At 68.7% G+C, this 20,802-nt stretch carries 23 protein-coding genes; 15 read left to right on the top strand and 8 right to left on the bottom strand.

Annotation, left to right across the window (positions count from 1 at the left end; genetic code table 11):
• Position 1 precedes the first annotated feature (1 nt).
• From infB to ASG30_RS12240, 6 genes are all read left to right on the top strand, one after another.
• Positions 2–2,851 (top strand): translation initiation factor IF-2, encoded by a 2,850-nt coding sequence (gene infB / locus ASG30_RS12265; RefSeq protein WP_055896644.1) that lies wholly within the window; start codon positions 2–4, stop codon positions 2,849–2,851.
• A 41-nt stretch (positions 2,852–2,892) separates the two neighbouring features.
• Positions 2,893–3,261 carry a 30S ribosome-binding factor RbfA gene (gene rbfA / locus ASG30_RS12260; RefSeq protein ID WP_055896640.1) on the top strand — a complete coding sequence of 123 codons (369 nt, stop codon included), beginning with the start codon at positions 2,893–2,895 and terminating at the stop codon, positions 3,259–3,261.
• Between the two features lie 3 nt (positions 3,262–3,264).
• Complete coding sequence (gene truB, locus ASG30_RS12255) at positions 3,265–4,233, top strand: tRNA pseudouridine(55) synthase TruB (RefSeq protein ID WP_055896638.1); 969 nt, start codon at positions 3,265–3,267, stop codon at positions 4,231–4,233.
• Positions 4,230–6,062, top strand: a complete 1,833-nt coding sequence (typA, locus tag ASG30_RS12250; RefSeq protein ID WP_055896635.1) for a translational GTPase TypA — start codon at positions 4,230–4,232, stop codon at positions 6,060–6,062. The genes truB and typA overlap by 4 nt, the downstream gene beginning before the upstream one ends.
• A gap of 178 nt (positions 6,063–6,240) precedes the next feature.
• Complete coding sequence (locus ASG30_RS12245) at positions 6,241–7,113, top strand: DMT family transporter (protein WP_055896633.1); 873 nt, start codon at positions 6,241–6,243, stop codon at positions 7,111–7,113.
• A complete protein-coding gene (locus tag ASG30_RS12240; RefSeq protein WP_055896631.1) occupies positions 7,110–8,174 on the top strand; it encodes an enoyl-CoA hydratase/isomerase family protein in 1,065 nt (354 codons plus the stop codon). Before ASG30_RS12245 ends, ASG30_RS12240 begins: the two co-directional genes overlap by 4 nt.
• Before the next feature lie 7 nt (positions 8,175–8,181).
• On the opposite strand, the gene ASG30_RS12235 is transcribed toward ASG30_RS12240, so the two are convergent.
• The 4 genes from ASG30_RS12235 to smpB all read right to left on the bottom strand — a co-directional run bounded on the left by ASG30_RS12235 (position 8,182) and on the right by smpB (position 10,490).
• Entirely contained in the window at positions 8,182–8,997 is an 816-nt protein-coding gene (locus tag ASG30_RS12235; protein ID WP_055896628.1) for an anti-sigma factor family protein, read from the bottom strand.
• 4 nt (positions 8,998–9,001) lie between these two features.
• Entirely contained in the window at positions 9,002–9,517 is a 516-nt protein-coding gene (locus tag ASG30_RS12230; RefSeq protein ID WP_055896625.1) for a sigma-70 family RNA polymerase sigma factor, read from the bottom strand.
• Positions 9,518–9,565: 48 nt separating this feature from the next.
• Positions 9,566–9,937: a COG4315 family predicted lipoprotein gene (locus ASG30_RS12225; RefSeq protein WP_055896622.1), complete on the bottom strand. Its 372-nt coding sequence runs from the start codon at positions 9,935–9,937 to the stop codon at positions 9,566–9,568.
• A gap of 79 nt (positions 9,938–10,016) precedes the next feature.
• Positions 10,017–10,490, bottom strand: a complete 474-nt coding sequence (gene smpB / locus ASG30_RS12220) for an SsrA-binding protein SmpB (protein ID WP_055896620.1) — start codon at positions 10,488–10,490, stop codon at positions 10,017–10,019.
• Positions 10,491–10,558: 68 nt separating this feature from the next.
• Between smpB and ASG30_RS12215 the strand changes: the two genes are divergently transcribed.
• Entirely contained in the window at positions 10,559–10,999 is a 441-nt protein-coding gene (locus ASG30_RS12215; RefSeq protein ID WP_055896616.1) for a type II toxin-antitoxin system RatA family toxin, read from the top strand.
• A 4-nt stretch (positions 11,000–11,003) separates the two neighbouring features.
• The gene (locus tag ASG30_RS12210) at positions 11,004–11,318 is read left to right on the top strand and encodes an RnfH family protein (RefSeq protein ID WP_055896613.1); all 315 of its coding nucleotides are present in this window, start codon (positions 11,004–11,006) and stop codon (positions 11,316–11,318) included.
• On the opposite strand, the gene ASG30_RS12205 is transcribed toward ASG30_RS12210, so the two are convergent.
• Entirely contained in the window at positions 11,312–11,824 is a 513-nt protein-coding gene (locus ASG30_RS12205) for a DUF4124 domain-containing protein (protein WP_055896610.1), read from the bottom strand. The genes ASG30_RS12210 and ASG30_RS12205 overlap by 7 nt on opposite strands.
• Before the next feature lie 139 nt (positions 11,825–11,963).
• Here ASG30_RS12205 and guaB point away from each other — a divergent pair, with 139 nt between their 5' ends.
• The 7 genes from guaB to ASG30_RS12170 all read left to right on the top strand — a co-directional run bounded on the left by guaB (position 11,964) and on the right by ASG30_RS12170 (position 18,861).
• Positions 11,964–13,433: an IMP dehydrogenase gene (guaB, locus tag ASG30_RS12200; protein ID WP_055896608.1), complete on the top strand. Its 1,470-nt coding sequence runs from the start codon at positions 11,964–11,966 to the stop codon at positions 13,431–13,433.
• Between the two features lie 95 nt (positions 13,434–13,528).
• Positions 13,529–13,834 carry a type II toxin-antitoxin system Phd/YefM family antitoxin gene (locus tag ASG30_RS12195; protein ID WP_055896605.1) on the top strand — a complete coding sequence of 102 codons (306 nt, stop codon included), beginning with the start codon at positions 13,529–13,531 and terminating at the stop codon, positions 13,832–13,834.
• Positions 13,821–14,237: a type II toxin-antitoxin system VapC family toxin gene (locus ASG30_RS12190; RefSeq protein ID WP_055896602.1), complete on the top strand. Its 417-nt coding sequence runs from the start codon at positions 13,821–13,823 to the stop codon at positions 14,235–14,237. The genes ASG30_RS12195 and ASG30_RS12190 overlap by 14 nt, the downstream gene beginning before the upstream one ends.
• A 1-nt stretch (position 14,238) precedes the next feature.
• On the top strand, positions 14,239–15,852 hold the full coding sequence (gene guaA / locus ASG30_RS12185) for a glutamine-hydrolyzing GMP synthase (protein WP_055896599.1): 1,614 nt from the start codon (positions 14,239–14,241) through the stop codon (positions 15,850–15,852).
• 81 nt (positions 15,853–15,933) lie between these two features.
• The gene (locus tag ASG30_RS12180) at positions 15,934–16,551 is read left to right on the top strand and encodes an FMN-binding negative transcriptional regulator (protein ID WP_055896595.1); all 618 of its coding nucleotides are present in this window, start codon (positions 15,934–15,936) and stop codon (positions 16,549–16,551) included.
• Positions 16,552–16,561: 10 nt separating this feature from the next.
• The gene (gene tadA / locus ASG30_RS12175; RefSeq protein ID WP_082522060.1) at positions 16,562–17,944 is read left to right on the top strand and encodes a tRNA adenosine(34) deaminase TadA; all 1,383 of its coding nucleotides are present in this window, start codon (positions 16,562–16,564) and stop codon (positions 17,942–17,944) included.
• Positions 17,941–18,861, top strand: coding sequence for an LD-carboxypeptidase (locus tag ASG30_RS12170; RefSeq protein ID WP_055896592.1), 921 nt, complete (start codon positions 17,941–17,943; stop codon positions 18,859–18,861). The genes tadA and ASG30_RS12170 overlap by 4 nt, the downstream gene beginning before the upstream one ends.
• Positions 18,862–18,871: 10 nt before the next feature.
• Here the strand turns inward: ASG30_RS12170 and ASG30_RS12165 are convergent, their stop codons facing one another.
• The 3 genes from ASG30_RS12165 to ASG30_RS12155 form a co-directional block, all read right to left on the bottom strand.
• On the bottom strand, positions 18,872–19,213 hold the full coding sequence (locus ASG30_RS12165; RefSeq protein ID WP_055896589.1) for a hypothetical protein: 342 nt from the start codon (positions 19,211–19,213) through the stop codon (positions 18,872–18,874).
• A gap of 290 nt (positions 19,214–19,503) precedes the next feature.
• A complete protein-coding gene (locus ASG30_RS12160) occupies positions 19,504–20,133 on the bottom strand; it encodes a hypothetical protein (protein ID WP_055896586.1) in 630 nt (209 codons plus the stop codon).
• A gap of 23 nt (positions 20,134–20,156) precedes the next feature.
• Positions 20,157–20,732 (bottom strand): hypothetical protein, encoded by a 576-nt coding sequence (locus tag ASG30_RS12155; RefSeq protein WP_156385508.1) that lies wholly within the window; start codon positions 20,730–20,732, stop codon positions 20,157–20,159.
• Positions 20,733–20,802: the final 70 nt, after the last annotated feature.

Raw genomic sequence — 20,802 nt, 5'->3', positions numbered from 1 at the left:
TATGTCCAGTACGACCGTCGCCGAGTTCGCCAGCGAACTCAAGAAATCTCCCCAGACGCTGCTTGAGCAATTGCGCAGCGCCGGCGTGGCCAAGTCCGCGCCGACCGACGCGCTGTCCGAGGCGGACAAGCAGAAGCTGCTCGGTTACCTGCAGGCCAGCCACGGCACGGCCTCGCCCGAGCGAAAGAAGATCACATTGGTCAAGAAGTCCACCAGCGAGATCAAGCAGGCCGATGCCAGTGGCAAGGCCCGCACGATCCAGGTGGAAGTGCGCAAGAAGCGCACTTTCGTCAAGCGCGAGGAGGGCGGCGACACCGCCGTCGTCGAAGCGCCTGAAGCCGAGCTGCACGAACCTTCCGCGCCCCGCCAGGACGACGCCGAACTGGCCCGTCGCGAGGAAGAGGCGCGCCGCCAGGCCGAGCTGATCAGCCGGCAGGAGGCCGACCTGGTCGAGAAGCGCCGCCTGCGCGAAGAGCAGGAGCGCCGCGAGCGCGAGGCCGAGGAACGCGCCGCCGCCTACGCCGCCAACGAGGAACAGAAGAAGGTCGCCCAGACCCAGGCGCAGGCGGAAGCCAGCGCCGAGGCCGCCGCGGCTGCTGCTGCCCGTGCGGCCGCCGCCGCGGAAGCCCGCGCGCGCGCCGAGGCCGAATCCAAGGCCCGCGCCGACGAGGAAGCCGCCCGCGCCAAGGACCTCGAGGAACGCCGCCGCAAGGCCCTGGCGGAAGCCGAGGCCATCCGCGCCATGATGGCCGCGCCCAAGAAGGTGCTGGTCGCCAAGAAGCCGGAAGAAGCCAAGCCGGTCGCCAAGCCGGGTGACGGCGCCAAGCCGGCCGCCAAGGGCACGCTGCACAAGCCCGCCGTCACGGCGCGCGCCCCGGGCGCCGCCCCGGCCGGCCCGGGTGCGGGCAAGGAAGTCAAGTCGGCCAAGCTGTCCTCCAGCTGGGCCGCCGATCCGTCCAAGAAGAAGGCCATCCCGACCCGCGGCGACGCCTCGGGCGGTGTCGGCCGCAACAGCTGGCGTGGGGGCCCGCGTGGCCGCCGCGGCAACGACCGCGACCAGCGCGACGATTCGCAGCAGGTCCAGGCCGAGCAGCGCGTCATCGAAGTGCACGTGCCGGAGACCATCACGGTCGCCGAGCTGGCGCACAAGATGGCCGTCAAGGCGTCCGAGGTGATCAAGGCCCTGATGAAGATGGGCCAGATGGTCACCATCAACCAGCCGCTGGACCAGGACACGGCCATGATCGTGGTCGAGGAAATGGGCCACAAGGCGGTCACCGCCGCGCTCGACGACCCCGAGGCCTTCACCGAGGAAGAAGTGGGCCAGGCCACCGCCGACGCGCTTCCGCGCGCCCCGGTCGTCACCGTCATGGGCCACGTCGACCACGGCAAGACCTCGCTGCTGGACTACATCCGCCGCGCCAAGGTGGCGGCGGGCGAAGCCGGCGGCATCACCCAGCACATCGGCGCGTACCACGTGGAAACGCCGCGCGGCGTGATCTCGTTCCTGGACACCCCGGGCCATGAGGCCTTCACGGCCATGCGGGCCCGCGGCGCGCAGGCCACCGACATCGTCATCCTGGTGGTGGCGGCCGACGACGGCGTGATGCCGCAGACGCGCGAGGCGGTCAAGCACGCCAAGGCGGCGGGCGTCCCCATCGTGGTGGCGGTCAACAAGATCGACAAGCCCGGCGCCAACCCCGACCGCGTCAAGCAGGAGCTGGTGGTCGAGGAAGTGGTGCCCGAGGAGTACGGCGGCGATTCGCCGTTCGTCAGCGTCTCGGCCCTCACCGGCCAGGGCGTCGAGGAACTGCTGGAGCAGGTGCTGCTGCAGGCCGAAGTGCTGGAGCTGAAGGCGCCGGTGGAAGCCGCCGCCAAGGGCCTGGTTATCGAAGCGCAGCTGGACAAGGGCCGCGGCCCGGTCGCCACGGTGCTGGTGCAGTCCGGCACGCTGAAGGTGGGCGACGTGGTGCTGGCGGGCCAGACCTACGGCCGCGTGCGCGCCATGCTCGACGAGAACGGCAAGACCATCAAGTCGGCCGGCCCGTCGATCCCGGTGGAGATCCAGGGCCTGACCGAAGTGCCGCAGGCAGGCGACGAGTTCATGGTGCTGACCGACGAGCGCCGTGCGCGCGAGATCGCGACGTACCGCGCCGGCAAGTTCCGCAACACCAAGCTGGCCAAGCAGCAGGCCGCCAAGCTGGAGAACATGTTCTCGGACATGACCGCCGGCGAAGTGAAGATGCTGCCGATCATCGTCAAGGCCGACGTGCAGGGTTCGCAGGAAGCGCTGTCGCAGTCGCTGGTCAAGCTGTCGACCGAAGAGGTCAAGGTGCAGATGGTCTACGCGGCCGTGGGCGGCATCAGCGAGTCGGACATCAACCTGGCCATCGCCTCCAAGGCGCTGATCATCGGCTTCAACGTGCGCGCCGATGCCGGTGCGCGCAAGCTGGCCGAGGGCAACGGTGTCGACATCCGCTACTACAACATCATCTATGACGCGGTGGACGAGCTGAAGGCCGCCATGTCCGGGATGCTGGCGCCGGAAAAGCGCGAAGAGATCATCGGCTCGGCCGAGATCCGCACCGTGTTCGTGGCTTCCAAGATCGGCACCGTGGCCGGCTCGTACGTCACGTCGGGCGTGGTCACCCGCAACGCGCACTTCCGACTGCTGCGCGACAACGTGGTGATCTACACCGGCGAGATCGAGTCGCTCAAGCGCCTGAAGGACGACGTGCGCGAGGTCAAGGAAGGCTTCGAGTGCGGTATCAAGCTGAAGAACTACAACGACATCAAGGAAGGCGACCAGCTCGAGGTCTTCGAGATCAAGGAAGTCGCCCGTACGCTGTAAGGTGAACGCGGGCCCCGCGCGAGCGGGGTTCGCGCCCCTCGATGAAGAAGACCGGAAAACCCAACCGCAGCTACCAGGTCGCCGACCAGATCCAGCGGGACCTGGCCGAGCTGATCCGCGAGATCAAGGATCCGCGGCTGGGCATGGTCACGATCAACACGGTCGAGGTCACGCCCGACTACGCGCACGCCAAGGTGTTCTTCAGCGTGCTGGTGGGCGACCCGCACGAGTGCGAGGAGGCGCTGAACCACGCCGCCGGCTTCCTGCGCAACGGCCTGTTCAAGCGCCTGCACATCCACACCGTGCCGACGCTGCATTTCCAGTTCGACCGCACCACCGAGCGTGCCGCCGACATGAACGCGCTGATCGCCCGCGCGGTCGCTTCGCGTTCCAAAGATTCCGACGGCTAGACGATGAGCGCACCACGAGCACGGGTCGTGAGGCGCCCCGTGCACGGGGTGCTGCTGTTCGACAAGCCGCTGGGCCTGTCGAGCAACGACGCGCTGCAGAAATGCAAATGGCTGCTGCGCGCGGAGAAGGCGGGCCACACCGGCACGCTCGATCCGCTGGCCACGGGCGTGCTGCCCCTGTGCTTCGGTGCGGCCACCAAGTTCAGCCAGCTGCACCTGGACGCCGACAAGACCTACGAAGCCGTGGCCGTGCTGGGCGTCAGGACGAGCACCGGTGACGCCGAAGGCCAGGTGATCGCCGAGCGCGCCGTGCCCGGGATCGCCCCCGCCGACCTGCAGGCGCTGGAGCGCCGGTTCACCGGTGCGCAGCGCCAGGTGCCGCCGATGCACAGCGCACTGAAGAAGGATGGCAAGGCCCTGTACGAGTACGCCCGCGCCGGGCAGGAAGTCGAGCGCGAAGGCCGCGACATCGTGGTGCACCAGCTCTCGATCGCCGCCACCGTCGACGCCGGCCGGCCCGCGCTGCGCTTCACCGCCCGCGTGAGCAAGGGCACCTACATCCGCACCCTGGGCGAGGACCTCGGCGAGGCGCTGGGCTGCGGCGCGCACCTGTCCTTCCTGCGGCGCACCGCCACCGGGCCCTTCGACGTTTCGCAATGCGTGACGCTGGAGGCCCTGGAGGCGATGGGCGAGGAGGAGCGCGAGGCGGCGCTGCTGCCGCCCGAAGCGCTGCTGCCCGGTCACCCGCGCGTCATGCTCGGCGCCGAAGATGCCGGGCGTTTCCTGTCGGGCCTGCGCCGGCGCGGCGCCTGGACCGACATGCCGGCCGTCGCCGTCTTCGGCGATTCGCCTCCCGCCCTCCTGGGCACCGGCCACGTGAAGGCCGGAGAACTCATCCCCGGGCGTCTGCTGAGCCCGATCGAAATCCAGCAAATCCTGCAGTCGCCCACCGCGACGACCACGACCCCATGAGCAATAAGCAGATCCGCAACATCGCCATCATCGCCCACGTCGACCACGGCAAGACCACCATGGTCGACCAGCTGCTGCGCCAGTCCGGCACCTTCGCCGAGCACGAGAAGGTGGTCGACACCGTGATGGACAACAACGCCATCGAACGCGAGCGCGGCATCACCATCCTGGCCAAGAACTGCGCCGTGAGCTGGAAGGGCACGCACATCAACATCGTCGACACCCCGGGACACGCGGACTTCGGCGGCGAGGTCGAGCGCGCCCTGTCCATGGTCGACGGCGTGGTGCTGCTGATCGACGCGCAGGAAGGCCCGATGCCGCAGACGCGCTTCGTCACCAAGAAGGCGCTGGCCCTGGGCCTGCGGCCGATCCTGGTGGTCAACAAGGTCGACAAGCCCGGCGCCCGGCCGCAGCACGTGGTGAACGCCGCCTTCGACCTGTTCGACAAACTGGGCGCCACCGACGACCAGCTCGACTTCCCGGTGGTCTACGCCTCGGGCATCAACGGCTGGAGCTCGCTGGAGGAGGGCGCGCCCGGCGAGCAGTGGGGCCCCGACATGTCGGCCCTGTTCGACACCGTCCTGCAGCACGTGCCCGCCCACGAGGGCGATCCGGACGCGCCGGTGCAGCTGCAGATCTCGGCGCTGGACTACTCCAGCTTCGTCGGCCGCATCGGGGTGGGGCGCATCAACGCCGGCACCCTGAAGCCGCAGATGGACGTGCTGGTGATGGAAGGCCCGGATGGCAAGTCCATCAAGGGCCGCATCAACCAGGTGCTGACCTTCCAGGGCCTGGACCGGGTGCAGGTCACCGAAGCCGGCCCCGGCGACATCGTGCTGATCAACGGCATCACCGACATCGGCATCGGCGTCACGGTCACCGACCCGCTGTCGCCGGCGCCGCTGCCCATGCTCAAGGTCGACGAGCCGACCCTGACCATGAACTTCTGCGTCAACACCAGCCCGCTGGCCGGCCGTGAAGGCAAGTACGTCACCAGCCGCCAGATCTGGGACCGCCTGCAGAAGGAACTGCAGTCCAACGTCGCGCTGCGCGTGAACGAGACCGACGAGGAGGGCGTGTTCGAGGTGATGGGCCGGGGCGAGCTGCACCTGACCATCCTGCTGGAGAACATGCGGCGCGAAGGCTACGAGCTGGCCGTGTCCAAGCCGCGCGTGGTGTTCAAGAACGAGGGCGGCGAGCGCCAGGAGCCGATCGAGCTGGTCACCATCGACATCGAGGAGCAGCACCAGGGCGGCGTGATGCAGGCCATGGGCGAGCGCAAGGGCGACCTGGTCAACATGGAACCGGACGGCCGTGGCCGCGTGCGCCTGGAATACCGCATCCCGGCGCGCGGGCTGATCGGCTTCTCCAACGAGTTCCTCAACCTCACGCGCGGCTCGGGCCTGATCTCCAACATCTTCGACCGCTACGAGGGTTTCCGCGGCGAGATCGGCGGGCGCAAGAACGGCGTGCTGATCTCCATGGACGACGGCGAGATCTTCACCTACGCCCTGGGCAAGCTGGACGACCGTGGCCGCATGTTCGTGCGCGCCAACGACCCGGTGTACGAGGGCATGATCGTGGGCATCCACAGCCGCGACAACGACCTGGTGGTGAACGCCACGCGCACCAAGCAGCTGACCAACTTCCGCGTGTCCGGCAAGGAAGACGCGATCAAGATCACGCCGCCGATCGAGCTGACGCTGGAGTACGGCGTCGAGTTCATCGAGGACGACGAGCTGGTGGAGATCACGCCCAAGTCGATCCGCCTGCGCAAGCGTTTCCTCAAGGAACACGACCGCAAGCGGGCGCTGCGCGAAGCGGCCTGAGAGGAAGCCCTGGATCCCCGCCTGCGCGGGGATGACGGGAGAGCGGTCCGGGATGACGGGAGAGCGGTCCGGGGTCGCGCCGCGGCGGGCCGGGATGGTGGGGCGGCAGGCTGCACCGTTTAGAGTCCGTCATTCCCGCGGAGGCGGGAATCCAGCGCTCCCCAAACGCAGAACGACAATGAGGCTCAAGCACTCCCAAGCCGTCTTCCTGATGGTCGCGGTGACCCTGATGTGGTCCATCGCCGGCGTCATCACGCGCCACCTGGAGCAGGCGCGCAGCTTCGAGATCACCTTCTGGCGCAGCTTCTTCACCGTGCTGTCGCTGCTGGTGATCCTGCCGTTCTTCCAGGGCCGCGCGGTGTTCGGCAAGGTCCGCCACGGCGGCGCGGCGCTGTGGCTGTCGGGCCTGTGCTGGAGCGTGATGTTCACCGCCTTCATGGTGGCGCTCACGCTCACCAGCGTGGCCAACGTGCTGGTCACGATGGCGGTGGGGCCCTTCCTCACGGCGCTGGTGGCCCGCATCTTCATCGGCCACCGCATCCCCGGCCGCACCTGGGCGGCCATCCTGGTGGCCGGGGCGGGCATCGCCTACATGTACGGCGCGCAGGTGTCCGGCGGGCAGCTCGCCGGGACGCTGGTGGCGCTGTGCGTGCCGTTGGCCGGTGCGGTCAACTGGACCATCACGCAGAGGGCCCACGCCCACGGATCGGACATCGACCTGGTGCCGGCCGTGCTGGTCGGCGCGGTGATCTCCTCGCTGGCCACGCTCCCGCTGGCCATGCCGTTCGCGGCGTCCTGGCACGACATCGGCCTCTTGGCCCTGCTGGGCCTGGTGCAGCTGGCGATCCCGTGCGCGCTGTCGGTGGTCTGCGCCCGGGTGCTGAAGGCGCCCGAAATCGCGTTGCTGGCCCTGCTGGAGGTGATCTTCGGGATCCTGCTGGCCTGGGTGGGCGCCGACGAGGTGCCCACGCAGACCGTGCTGGCCGGCGGCGCGCTGGTGATCGGCGCGCTGGTGATGAACGAACTGATCGGATGGAAGCAAAAAGCATGAGCGAGGAAGTCGTCGCGGAAGTCGCCGGCAAGGCCGGGCGCATCACCCTGAACCGGCCCAGGGCGCTCAATGCGCTGTCGCTGGCCATGATCCGCGAGCTCACCGCCACGCTGCGGGCGTGGCGGGACGACCCGGGCGTCGAGGTGGTCACCATCCGCGGCACCGGCAAGGAAGGTCCGTTCGGCGCGTTCTGCGCCGGCGGGGACATCCGCTTCTTCCATGCGGCGGGCCTCTCCGGCGATCCCCAGCTGGAGGACTTCTTCACCGAGGAGTACACGCTCAACCACCTGGTGCACCGCTACCCCAAGCCCTACGTGGCCTTCATGGACGGCATCGTGATGGGCGGCGGCATGGGCATCTCGCAGGGCGCGCGCTGCCGCATCGTCACCGAGCGCACGAAGATGGCCATGCCCGAGACCAACATCGGCCTGTTCCCCGACGTGGGCGGCGGACACTTCCTCTCGCGCTGCCCGGGCCGGCTGGGCGAGTACCTGGCGCTCACCGGCGAGGTGATCGGCGCGGCCGATGCAGTGGATGCCCGGCTGGCCGACCTGGTGCTCCCATCGTCCGAGCTGCCGGCGCTGTGGGAGCGGCTGTCCCTGGAGGGCGAGGCGGCCGTGCCGACGCCGCACCGCGTCGAAGGCTCGCAGCTGGCCGATCACCGGCTGGAGATCGACCGCGTCTTCGCGCTGGACACCGTGCAGGATATCGTGCGCGAACTCGAGGCCGGCCCCGGCGACTGGAGCCGGCACACCGCCGCCGTGCTGCGCAAGCGCTCGCCGCTGATGCTGCACGTGGTGCTGGAGCAGGTGCGCCGCGCGCGCGGCATGAACCTGGCCGACGACCTGCGCATGGAGCGCGACCTGGTGCACCACTGCTTCCACCTGCGGCCGGGCGCGGCCAGCGAGACGGTGGAGGGCATCCGCGCGCTGGCCGTGGACAAGGACCATGCACCGCGCTGGAACCCGGCGCGCATCGAGGACGTGACGCCCGAGGCGGTCGCGGCGTTCTTCCGCAGCCCGTGGTCGCCGCAAGCGCACCCGTTGCGCGACCTCGACTGAAGCGAAGTCAGAGCTGGCGGTGCACGCTGTCGGCCAGCGGGCGCAGCTGCGCCCGCTCCAGTCGGCCTGCCAGGGCGTAGCCGAACCCCTGGTCGACCCAGTAGAAGCTCGACGCGCCGGCCTCGGTGGTGAACCGGAAGGCCGTCTCGCCGCTGGAGGCGCCGACGTCCTTGCCGGGCGCCACCGCGCCGACGTACAGCGTGATGCGCTCAGCGCGGGCGTTCTGGTACATGAACTGCGCCCGCGCGCCCTGTTCGCCGGGCAGCAGGCGGCCGCCCACGAGCTCGTAGCCCTGCGCCGTGAGGTCGGGCACCTTCAGCGGCCGGCCGAGGCGCTTGGACAGCCACTGCACCAGGTGCTCCTGCTCGGACGCGGGGACCTCGACGGGGTGCCGCACCTCGGGCGAATAGACCCGGTGCGCCAGCACCGCCTGCCGGCCGAAGTCGGCCATCTGCGGCGACCGCGAAATCGCGCCAGGCCCTGTCCGGCCCCACTGGCCGTTCGCCAGCCACCCGGCCGTGAAGGCCACCAGCACCGAGGCGGCGACGCCGCCCCAGCGCTGCCACCGGTCGACCAGGCGGCCACGCTCGCCGACCCGGCGGACGGCCTGCACCAGCGCAGGCGGCACGGCCTCGTCCCGCACGTCCCGGTGCAGGGTGCGCAGCAGCGCCCGCTGCTCCTGCCAGGCCTGGGCCGACTGCGACGCCGCCGGATCCGCGGCCAGACGCGCGCGCAGGTCCGCGGCGTCCTGCGGCGACAGGCGTCCGTCGGCCAGCGCGTGCAGCATGGCTTCGTCGGGGGAAGGGGAGGGGTCCTGTGTCATCGATTCATTTCATGCGCTTGAGCGGCACGACGGCGGCGCTCGGGCGCGGCGTGGCTTCCATCAGGTCGCGCAACCGGCTGCGAGCGCGCGACAGGCGCGACATCACGGTGCCGATGGGCGTTCCGGTGATGCGCGCGACGTCCTGGTAGGCCAGGTCCTCCAGCGTCACCAGCAGCAGCACCTCCCGCTGCTCCTCGGGCAGGCGCATCAGGCAGCGTTGCAGGTCGAGCAGCTGGTCGTTCGAGGGTGCGGGGGCGACCAGTTCGGCCTCGGCGTCCTCCAGGTCCACGCGCTGGCCGGCCTGCCGCACGGCGCGACGGGCGCCGTCGACGAACAGGTTGTGCATGACGGTGAAGAGCCAGGCGCGCAGGTCGGTGCCCGCGCGCCAGAGGTTCCAGCGGCCGCAAGCCCGCTCGAGCGTGTCCTGCACCAGGTCGTCGGCCGCCCAGCGGTCGCCCGTGAGGGCCCGCGCGTAGCGCCGCAGCTGGGGGATCTGCGCTTCCAGTTCGCCGGTGTGCACGGCGCTAGGGTAGTGCTTCGCGCGCCACCGTGGGGGCGCAGGACAGGGTCAAGGCTTGGCCAGCTTCCAGTTGGGGACGCTCTCGCCGGTCTTGTCGCCCGCCTTGGTGTCCTTGACCCAGTAGTAGAGCGGCTTGCCCTTGTAGGCCCACTGCTTGGCGCCGTCGTCGCGCTTGACGACCGTCCAGTCGCCGGTGGGCTTGTCGGAGTCCTTGGCCATCAGCGGCGGCCAGTTGGTCGCGCACTGGCCGTTGCAGACCGACTTGCCGCTGTCCTTCTCATCCTTGTCGAAGGTGTACAGCGTCATGCCCTTGTCGCCGACGAGGACCCCGCCGGTTTCCTTGGCCGGTGCGCCGGCCAGGGCAGCCGAGGCGCCGAACGCGGCGGCGGCCAGGACGAGGGTGGACCATTGGAAGTTCATGAGCGTCTCCACGGGTTGTACGTGGAGGATGAACGCTCCGGCGGGCCGGTTTATTCCATCCGGCCCGCGTCTTGCCTGGTCAGCGGTGGCGGCTCTTCATGGCCCGCTCGACTTCGCGCTTGCCTTCGCGGTCCTTGATGGTGTCGCGCTTGTCGTGCTCGGCCTTGCCCTTGGCCAGGGCGATCTCGCATTTGACCCGGCCGCCCTTCCAGTGCAGGTTGATCGGCACCAGCGTGTAGCCCTTCTGCTCGACCTTGCCGATCAGGCGGCGGATCTGTTCCTTGTGCATCAGCAGCTTGCGGTTGCGGATGCTGTCCGGGTTGACATGGGTGGAGGCGGTGCGAAGCGGGTTGATCTGGCAGCCGATGATGAAGAGCTCGCCGTTGCGGATCACCACGTAGCCGTCGGTGAGCTGGACCTTGCCTTCTCGCAGGGCCTTGACCTCCCAGCCTTCCAGCACCATGCCCGCCTCGAACCGCTCCTCGAAGAAGTAGTTGTAGGCTGCTTTCTTGTTGTCGGCGATGCGCGTCGCGCCGTCTTGCTTGGTGGCCATGGACTGACAGTTGGGGGTCGCGGGCCCTCTCTACAATCCCGGCAGGCCCGCAGGGTCCCGCATTCTGTATGAAAACCGTCCACCGCTCCGTGCTCATCTGGTACAGCGCGGAAGAGATGTTCAAGCTGGTCACCGACGTGGCGCAGTACCCCAGGTTCCTGCCCTGGTGCGACCACGCCCAGGTGCTGGAGCACGACGACCACGGCATGAAGGCCGAGGTCGGCATCGCCTTCGGCGGCATCCGCCAGACCTTCATCACGCGCAACGAGCACGTGCCGGGCCGCCGCGTGGGCATGAAGCTGGTCGAGGGGCCGTTCTCCAACCTCGATGGCCGCTGGAACTTCCATCCGGTGGGCAGCGACGGGCAACGCGCCTGCAAGGTGGAACTGGACCTGAGCTACAGCTTCAAGAGCGGGGCCCTGGCCGCGATGGTTGGGCCCGTTTTCGATCGGATCGCCGGCAGCCTGGTCGACGCCTTCGTCAAGCGCGCCGAACACGTCTACAACTGACCGCATGCCGCGCGTGACCGTCTGCCATTCGCCGGCCCCCCGCCAGGTGCTTGAAAAGGTGCTGGACCTCGCCCAGGGCGCCACCGTCGCCGATGCGCTGGGCGGCTGCGGCCTGGTGCCGGCGGAAGGTGAACTGGTGGGGATCTGGGGCCGGCGGGCGGAGCTTTCGCAGCCGCTGCGTGACGGTGATCGCGTGGAGCTGGTGCGGCCGCTGCGGGTCGACCCCAAGGTCGCGCGCCGAGAGCGTTTCCGGCGCCAGGGCAGCCGCGCCGCGGGCCTGTTCGCGGGGCGCCGGCCGGGCGCCAAGCCCGGTTACTGAGCGGGCTTGCAGTCGCGGTCGATCACGGACTGGAGCCGCTTGACCTCGGACTGGCGCTGGGCATCGTCGAGGAATTCGCGCTCGCCCTTGGCGTTGACGCGGGCGACACGCTGGCCGGAGTCGTAGGTCGCCTTGGCCTGGCGGGCCCGCCCGCAGTTCTCGTTCTGTTCCTTGGCCTGCGCTTCGGCGCGGGCCTTGTTCTTCTCGGCCTCGGCGGCCTCGGCCTGCTTGCGGCGATCTTCCAGTTCCTTGTCCTTGCCGGTGATCTTGGGCGCGCTGGCCGCCGCGGACGAGGCCTTGGCGGGGGCGGCCGCAACCGGCTCCGCCGCCACGGGGGCCTTCATGCCCGGCTGGCGCAGGATGTTCTTGGCGGGCGTCTCCGGCGGCGGGGCCTTGTCGCTGAAGACCTTGCGCCCGTCCTTGTCGAGGTACATCCATTGCGCGGACGCAATGGCGGGCAGGATGCAGAGGGCGGCGAGGGCGAGGGCGCGAAGGGCGATCGTCATCGTGGCAGTGTAGCGGCGCAGCTCTACAGTTCCCACTGCGGTGCACGTGCGGCGCGCGCATTGCTTCACGACCGCGCCCCGCCCAGCACTGGGGTTAGTACCAAGGTGCTGAGTACAATCCTTTTTTTGGAGCACTGACATGCGCCTTCTTGGCAAAGCGCTGACCTTCGACGACGTGTTGCTGGTCCCGGCGTTCTCCCAGGTCCTTCCCAAGGACACCTCGCTGGCCACCCGGCTCTCCCGGAACATCCCGCTGAACCTGCCGCTCGTCTCCGCGGCCATGGACACGGTGACCGAAGCGCGGCTGGCGATCGCCATCGCCCAGGAAGGCGGCATCGGCATCGTCCACAAGAACCTCACGCCCCAAGAGCAGGCCGCCGAGGTCTCTCGCGTCAAGCGCTACGAATCCGGCCTCTTGCGCGACCCCGTCGTGATCACGCCCAGCCACACGGTGCGCCAGGTGCACGCGCTGTCGGAACAGCTGGGCATCTCGGGTTTCCCGGTGCTGGACGGCGGCAAGGTGGTGGGCATCGTCACCAACCGCGACCTGCGCTTCGAGACGCGCTACGAGGTGCCGGTCAGCCAGATCATGACGCCGCGCGAGCGCCTGGTGACGGTGCGCGACGGCACCAGCCCGGCCGAGGCCAAGGCCCTGCTCAACAAGCACAAGCTGGAGCGCCTGCTGGTCGTCAACGAGGCCTTCGAGCTCAAGGGCCTGATCACCGTCAAGGACATCAACAAGCAGACCAGCTTCCCCAACGCCGCCCGCGATGCGTCCGGCCGCCTGCGCGTGGGCGCCGCGGTCGGGGTGGGCGAGGGCACCGAGGAGCGGGTCGAAGCGCTGGCCAAGGCCGGCGTCGACGTGATCGTGGTCGACACCGCCCACGGCCACAGCAAGGGCGTGATCGAGCGCGTGCGCTGGGTCAAGCAGAACTATCCCGGCGTGGACGTCATCGGCGGCAACATCGCCACCGGCGGCGCGGCTCGCGCGCTGGTGGAGGCGGGCGCCGACGCCGTCAAGGTCGGCATCGGGCCCGGCTCAATCTGCACCACCCGCATCGTGGCCGGCGTGGGCGTCCCCCAGATCACCGCCATCGACAACGTGGCCACCGCCCTGCAGGGCAGCGGCGTGCCGCTGATCGCCGACGGCGGCATCCGCTACTCGGGCGACATCGCCAAGGCCATCGCCGCTGGCGCCAGCACCGTGATGATGGGCGGCATGTTCGCCGGCACCGAGGAGGCACCCGGCGAGATCGTCCTGTACCAGGGCCGCAGCTACAAGAGCTACCGCGGCATGGGCTCCATCGGCGCCATGCAGCAGGGCAGCGCCGACCGCTACTTCCAGGAAGCCACCAGCACCAACCCCAACGCCGACAAGCTGGTGCCCGAGGGCATCGAGGGGCGCGTGCCGTACAAGGGTTCGCTGGTCTCCATCGTCTACCAGCTCGCCGGCGGCGTTCGCGCCGCCATGGGCTACTGCGGCTGCGCCAGCATCGACGACATGCGCAGCAAGGCCGAGTTCGTCCAGATCACCGCGGCCGGCATGCGCGAGAGCCACGTGCACGACGTGCAGATCACCAAGGAAGCGCCGAACTACCGGGCAGATTGACATCGCCCGACCCGCAAAAAGGCCAGAACGTTCTGGCCTTTTTTATTTGAGGCCGTTAAAATCTAGCCCGAATCTGTAGAGAACGGGCCAGAAACATGCAGACCGTCCCCATCCATCAGGCCAAGAGCCAGCTCTCCGAGCTCATCCGCGCGGTGGAGCAGGGCGAGGAAGTGGTGTTGACCCGGCACGGCAAGCGGGTGATCCGCCTGATCCGCGAGCCGGAGACGGAGCAGCCCAGCATCGAAGCGCGCCGCCAGGCCATCGTGCAGGAACTGCAGGCCCTGCGCGCGAAGGTCGGTCCCGGCAGGGGATTCGACGAGTTCTGGTCCGAACACAAGAGGGAGCTGGCCGAACGCGTGGACGGCTGGCTCGATGCCAAGGCGTCCGATGCTGGTCGTTGACGCGTCCGCTTTCGCGAGCTGGGCTTTCCCGGACGAGGGGCGCGACCGCGTCTCCCAGGCGCTGATCCGCGTCATGACCCAGGAGGAAAGCGCCACCAGCACCGCCATCTTTCCCCTGGAGGCCATGCACGCCGCCGGGCGGGCGCTGGCCCGGGGCCGCTTCTCGCCGGCCGCGCACCAGCATGTGCTGCGCCTGCTGAGCCGTCTGCCGGTGGCTCTCGCGCCGATGCGCGTGTCGCCGCTCGAGTTCTGGTCCTGGAGCCAGCCCCTGGGCCTGACGCCCTACGACGCCGCCTACCTCCGACTGGCTCTGGACCTGGAGGCGCCGCTGGTGACGATGGACCGCGCGCTGCAGCGCGCCTGCCATCAGATCGACCACCCCGTGATCACCGACCTGACCTGACATGCAACACGACAAGATCCTCATCCTCGACTTCGGCTCCCAGGTCACGCAGCTGATCGCCCGCCGCGTGCGCGAAGCCCACGTCTATTCCGAAGTCCACCCCTGCGACGTTTCCGACGACTGGGTGCGGCAGTACGCCGCCGACGGCACGCTCAAGGGCGTGATCCTCTCCGGCAGCCACGCCAGCGTGTACGAGGACACCACCGACAAGGCCCCCCAGGCCGTCTTCGAGCTGGGCGTGCCGGTGCTGGGCATCTGCTACGGCATGCAGACCATGGCGCACCAGCTGGGCGGCAAGGTGGAGGGAGGGCACAAGCGGGAGTTCGGCTTCGCCGCCGTGCGCGCCCGCGGCCACACCGAGCTGCTGCGCGACATCGCCGACGCCACCACGCCGGAAGGCCACGGCATGCTCAACGTGTGGATGTCGCACGGCGACAAGGTGGTGGAGATGCCGCCCGGCTTCAAGCTGATGGCCTCCACCGAGAGCTGCCCGATCGCCGGCATGGCCGACGAGGACCGGCGCTTCTACGCACTGCAGTTCCACCCCGAGGTCACGCACACGGTGCAGGGCCACGCGATCCTGGAACGGTTCGTCCGCAGCATCTGCAAGGCCCGCCCGGACTGGGTGATGCGCGACCACATCGCCGAGGCGGTGGAAGCCATCCGCCGGCAGGTCGGCGACGAGGAGGTGATCCTGGGCCTGTCCGGCGGCGTGGATTCGTCGGTGGCGGCGGCGCTGATCCACCGGGCCATCGGCGACCAGCTCACCTGCGTGTTCGTCGACCACGGCCTCCTGCGCCTGAACGAGGGCGACATGGTCATGGACATGTTCGCCGGCAAGCTGCATGCGAAGGTGGTGCGCGTCGACGCCAGCGACCTTTTCCTGGGCAAGCTGGCCGGCGTGAGCGACCCGGAGGCCAAGCGCAAGATCATCGGCGGCCTGTTCGTCGACGTCTTCAAGGCCGAGGCCGCGAAGATCAAGCAGACCCATTCGCGCCACGTGGCCTGGCTGGCCCAGGGCACCATCTACCCGGACGTGATCGAGTCGGGCGGCGCCAAGAGCAAGAAGGCCGTGACGATCAAGAGCCACCACAACGTCGGCGGCCTGCCGGAGCAGTTGGGGCTCAAGCTGCTGGAGCCGCTGCGCGACCTGTTCAAGGACGAGGTGCGAGAGCTGGGCGTGGCCCTGGGGCTGCCGCCCGAGATGGTCTACCGCCATCCCTTCCCGGGCCCCGGCCTGGGCGTTCGCATCCTGGGCGAGGTGAAGAAGGAGTACGCCGACCTGCTGCGGCGCGCCGACGACATCTTCATCCAGGAGCTGCGCAACTTCCGCGACGAGGCCACCGGCAAGACCTGGTACGACCTGACCAGCCAGGCCTTCACCGTGTTCCTGCCGGTCAAGAGCGTGGGCGTGATGGGCGATGGCCGCACCTACGACTACGTGGTGGCGCTGCGCGCCGTGCAGACCAGCGACTTCATGACGGCCGACTGGGCCGAGCTGCCCTATGCGCTGCTCAAGAAGGTGTCCAGCCGCATCATCAACGAGGTGCGCGGCATCAACCGCGTCACCTACGACGTCTCGAGCAAGCCGCCGGCCACGATCGAGTGGGAGTGAGCGCATCGCAGTGATGCGCAAATCGCGTCGCTGTGTCCGCCCGCCGCGGCTACAGTGCGGACGACGACGAGGAGCCCGCCCATGTACATGCCGCCGCAGTTCAATGCCAAGGATCCCGCGCTCGCCGCGACCCTGATCCGCGAGCATCCCTTCGCCAGCCTGATCTCGTGCGACGAGGAGGGGCTGCCCTACGTCACGCACCTTCTGCTGCACCTGGAAGAGCGGGGCGAAGGCCTGGTGCTGCTCGGGCACTGCGCCAAGCCCAACCCGCACTGGCGCTACCTCGCCGCCCGGCCGAAGGCGGTGGCCACCTTCCTGGGCCCGCACGCCTACCTGTCGCCCAAGGTCTACCCGGACCTGCAGCGCGTGCCCAGCTGGAACTACGTCGCCGTCCACTGCACCGTGCAGGCTCGCCTCATCGAGGAGCCGCAAGCGAAGGACGCCCTGCTCAAGAAGCTGATCGGCGATCACGAGCCGCCCTATGAGGAACAATGGCGCGGCATGCCGCAGGACTTCGCGCAGAAGCTGCTGGCGGGCATCGTCGCCTTCGAACTGCAGGTGGTCGACCTCCAATGCAAGATCAAGCTCAACCAGCACCGTCCCGAATCGCACGCCCGCATGAAGGCGGCCTATCTCGAGGGCAACGAGGAGGCGAGGGCGCTGGCCGGCTGGATGGACCGCATCGGCCTGCAGGCCTGAGGGGCGGGCGGTGAGCGCCACGCGTGACGCGCAGTTCATGCGCCTGGCGCTGGAGCAGGCGGAGCAGGCGCGCGCCGCGGGCGAAGTGCCGGTGGGGGCCGTGGTGGTGCAGGGGGATCGCGTGGTCGGTCGCGGCCACAACCGGCCCGTGGCCGGGCACGATCCGACCGCGCACGCCGAGATCATGGCGCTGCGCGAAGCCGCCGCCGCCCTCGGCAACTACCGCCTGGACGGCTGCGAGCTGTTCGTCACGCTGGAGCCGTGCGCGATGTGCTCGGGCGCTATGCTGCATTCGCGGCTCAAGCGGGTGGTGTTCGGCGCGGCCGATCCCAAGACCGGCGCGGCGGGGTCGGTGCTGAACCTGTTCGACGAGCGCCGGCTGAACCACCGCACGCAGCTTTCGGGCGGCGTCCTGGCCGCCGAATGCGGCGAGCCGCTCACCCGCTTCTTCGTCTCGCGACGGCAGGAAGCCCGGGCGGCCCAGCCTCCCTTGCGCGACGACGCGGTCCGCACCCCAGAGGAGCGTTTCGCCGGACTGCCGGACTACCCGTGGGCGCCCAACTACGTGAGCGACCTGGCTTCGCTGGCCGGCCTGCGGATGCACTACCTGGACGAAGGCCCGAAGGATGCGCCGCTCACCTGGCTGTGCCTGCACGGCAATCCGGCCTGGAGCTACCTGTACCGCAGGATGCTCCCGGTGTTCCTGGCCCAGGGGCATCGGGTGGTCGCGCCCGACCTGGTCGGCTTCGGCCGGAGCGACAAGCCGAAGAAGGAATCCGCCCATGGCTTCGACTTCCACCGGCAGGTGCTGCTGGAGTTCGTCGAGCGGCTCGACCTGCAGGACGTGGTGCTGGTCGTGCAGGACTGGGGCGGCCTGCTCGGCCTGACGCTGCCCATGGAGGCGCCCGGCCGGTATCGCGGCCTGCTGGTGATGAACACCACGCTGGCCACCGGTGAAGCGCCCCTGAGCCCCGGCTTCCTGGCCTGGCGCGAGATGTGCGCGCGCAACCCGGAGTTCGACATCGCGCGACTGTTCGCGCGTGGCAACCCGCACATGAGCGCCGGCGAATGCGCCGCCTACAACGCGCCGTTTCCCGACCGGGGCCACCGGGCCGCGCTGCGCGCCTTTGCGCCCATGGTGCCGGAGTTCCCCACGTCCGAAGGCGCGGAGGTGTCGCGCCGCGCCCGCGACTTCTGGCGGGACGACTGGCAGGGGCGCAGCTTCATGGCCATCGGCGCGCAGGACCCCGTGCTCGGCCCGCCGGTGATGCAGGCCCTGCGCGCGCAGATCCGCGGCTGCCCCGAGCCCCTGGTGCTGGAGCACGCCGGCCATTTCGTTCAGGAGCATGGCGAAGAGATCGCGCGCCGCGCAGTGGGATACTTCCGCCCGTGACCGACCGCTCGCGCATCTACATCTTCTCCCCCTCCAGTGCCGTTCGAGACAAGCCCGCCGTCCGCCGGGGCATCGCCCGCCTGCGGGCCCTGGGCCACGAGGTCGAACTCGACCCGGCGGTGTTCGCCACCCATATGCGCTTTGCCGGCGACGACGAGACGCGGCTGGCCGCCATCGGGCGCGCTGCGGCCAGTGGCGCGGACATCGCGCTGATCACGCGCGGCGGCTACGGCCTCACGCGGCTCTTGCCGCAGCTTCCGTACAAGGCGATCGCCAAGGCGGTCAAGGGCGGCACGCGCTTCGTCGGCCTGAGCGACTTCACGGCCTTCCAGAGCGCGGTGCTGGCCAAGACCGGCGAGGTAACCTGGGCGGGCCCTGCCGTCGGCGAGGACTTCGGCGTCGAAGGCGAGCCCGACGAGATCATGCAGGCCTGCTTCGGCGACCTGGTCAGCGGGCAGGGCGAGGGCACGGGCTGGCAGTTGCCCGCGTCGGAGCGCAAGGAAGGCTTCAAGCCGGTCAAGGGCGTGCTCTGGGGCGGCAACCTGGCCATCCTGGCGACGCTGGTGGGCACGCCCTGGCTGCCCAAGGTGCGCGGCGGCATCCTGTTCATCGAGGACGTGTCGGAGCACCCGTACCGCATCGAACGCATGCTCACGCAGATGCTCTACGCCGGCGTGCTGCAGCAGCAGAAGGCCATCCTGTTCGGCCAGTTCAACAACTACAAGCTGGTGCCGCACGACAAGGGCTACCGCCTGAAGACCGTGGTGGACTGGCTGCGCACCCAGGTGAAGGCGCCGGTGCTGACCGGGCTGCCTTTCGGCCATGTGCCGACCAAGGTGGCGTTGCCGGTCGGTGCGCCGGTGCACCTGGCGGTGGAAGGACGGGACGCTTTCCTGCTCTGGGGCCACCGGCACTAGCCGGCGCCGGTCAGCCGAACAGGGCGCTGCGGCGCGAGGTCAGCGCTCCGGGCAGCACGCCGCGGAACATGTCGGTCAGCTTGCGCACCTGGCGCCGCGCGATGGCTTCCCCATGGACGTCGGCCAACACCGCCATCAGGTCACCGCGCAAGTACCAAAGGGAGTGCACGTCGGACGCATAGCGGATGCGCCGGATCACGTTCGGGTGCTTGCGGGCACCGTTGTCCCCGAGCAGGTCGAGCATGGATTCGCGGATGTCCTCGGTTCGGTTGTCCAGCAGCGATTCGCTGGGCTGTGCATGTCCGAGGAGGCCGTAGAGGCTGTTGCGAAGACTCGGTGTGATCCAGGCCATGGTGTCTTTTTTGTCCCTGATCTGCCCGAATTCGGCAGCAGGCTGACAAGGTAGGTCTTGACTCAGCCGGAAGCAAGCCCGATCGGTGATTTAGTTCACAGATTGCAGATCGGCAGCCCGGTAGTTGGTAACTAGAAGTGAGGGTGTGACGGTCTGTGTCAGGGCTGTAGGTCATTCGTACGCTTTGGCGCGAGTCGCACTCGTAACGACCCACCTGACCTTGGTTCAATCATTCATTTGACATAATGCACATCGTATCTAGTTAATTGAGAGGTGCTCAAGGGGCCGTCTCACCGCGCCAAACCTTTCGGAATCGCGGTCCTTATCGGTACATCCCGACCCACAAGGCGCTTCACGGCTGCCTGGGCCTCCCGAAGCTCCTGGTTGGCTTGAATGCGCGTGACTGAATTGAACTCGTCACGCCAGACCCGCCATGAACCCACGTAGACGGCCGAATCCTGGGCCTGGATGTCGATCGAGACTGGAGCCGGCAGAAGCAACTCGGACGACTGCGTGTGCGCCTGCCGGCGGCCTGTGATCACCGTCTGGAAGTCCATGACGACGACTGCCTCCGTGATGTGCCTTTTCCCGCGCGGCACCCAGTAGGCGAACCAATCTCCAAGCCGTGGATTGATGTAGTCGCCTGAACCTTCCCGTTGCGTCGATGGCGCGTCGGACAGGTACAGCAGCGCGCGCTGCTGCAGTTTTCCCTTGATGTCCGCCGGGTCCAGGCCGAAGCTGCCAGCGCGGATCTTTTGCTCGCCAGGGGCGATCGGCGGAATGATGTCGATCTTGCCGACAATCAGGACGTCGCCACTCCGCGCGCCGGCCTCCGAGGCTTCCGGGAGTCGGATGGGAATCAGCGAACCGCAGCCGGCAGAACCCAAGAGCATCGCGCCGCCGAACGCGACAAGTGCCACCCGGCGGCCTGGGCATCGAGCGCTCATTGACCCGCTCCCAATTTGGCCCTGATCCGCCTGATCTGATGCCGGTACGTACTCAAGGACGGATCGGCCTCCATGATCCGCAGCAGCTTCTGCCAACCGTCGCGCTCACCCGGGCTGGACATCGGCTGCATCTCGAACTTGGCCTGTTCGAAGATACCTGACGGCTGGCTCACATACCGATGGGCTCCCATGAAGAACACACCTGGGCGCTCGATTCGTACGGCCGTGCTGTTCCGGCCTCGCGTACCCCAGTCGTATTCGTACGGCTGGCCGAAGACCGGGATCAGGCTTCTGTCCCCGCCGAAGCGCTCTACCTGGTAGGCGCCGGGCTTGACGCCGACGTGGAAGAACATTCCATCCTCCACGCCGGCACGGTAGCTGGAAGCGCCTGCACCATAGGCCTTGAGGGAAACCCACTTGATGTTGGAGGGCGCGTCGCTCATGTCGATGAATCCGAAGATCACCGAAAGGTCTTCGGCCGAGGGATCGACCGGCTTCGATGAGAAAGCGCAGCCGACAAGGCCGGCGCCCGCGGTCGCCGCCATCAAGCCCAATGCAGAGCGTCTGTCCATTGCTGGCCCCATGATGAAAAGGGACGCAGGCTATGGAAGCGGACGACAAACGAGAGCTGTCGCCAGTCAC

This window comes from Ramlibacter sp. Leaf400 (assembly GCF_001424545.1).
Lineage (GTDB): Bacteria > Pseudomonadota > Gammaproteobacteria > Burkholderiales > Burkholderiaceae_C > Ramlibacter.
The sequence above is the reverse complement of the archived record's forward strand: the minus strand, read 5'-3'. Positions and strand labels throughout refer to the sequence as shown.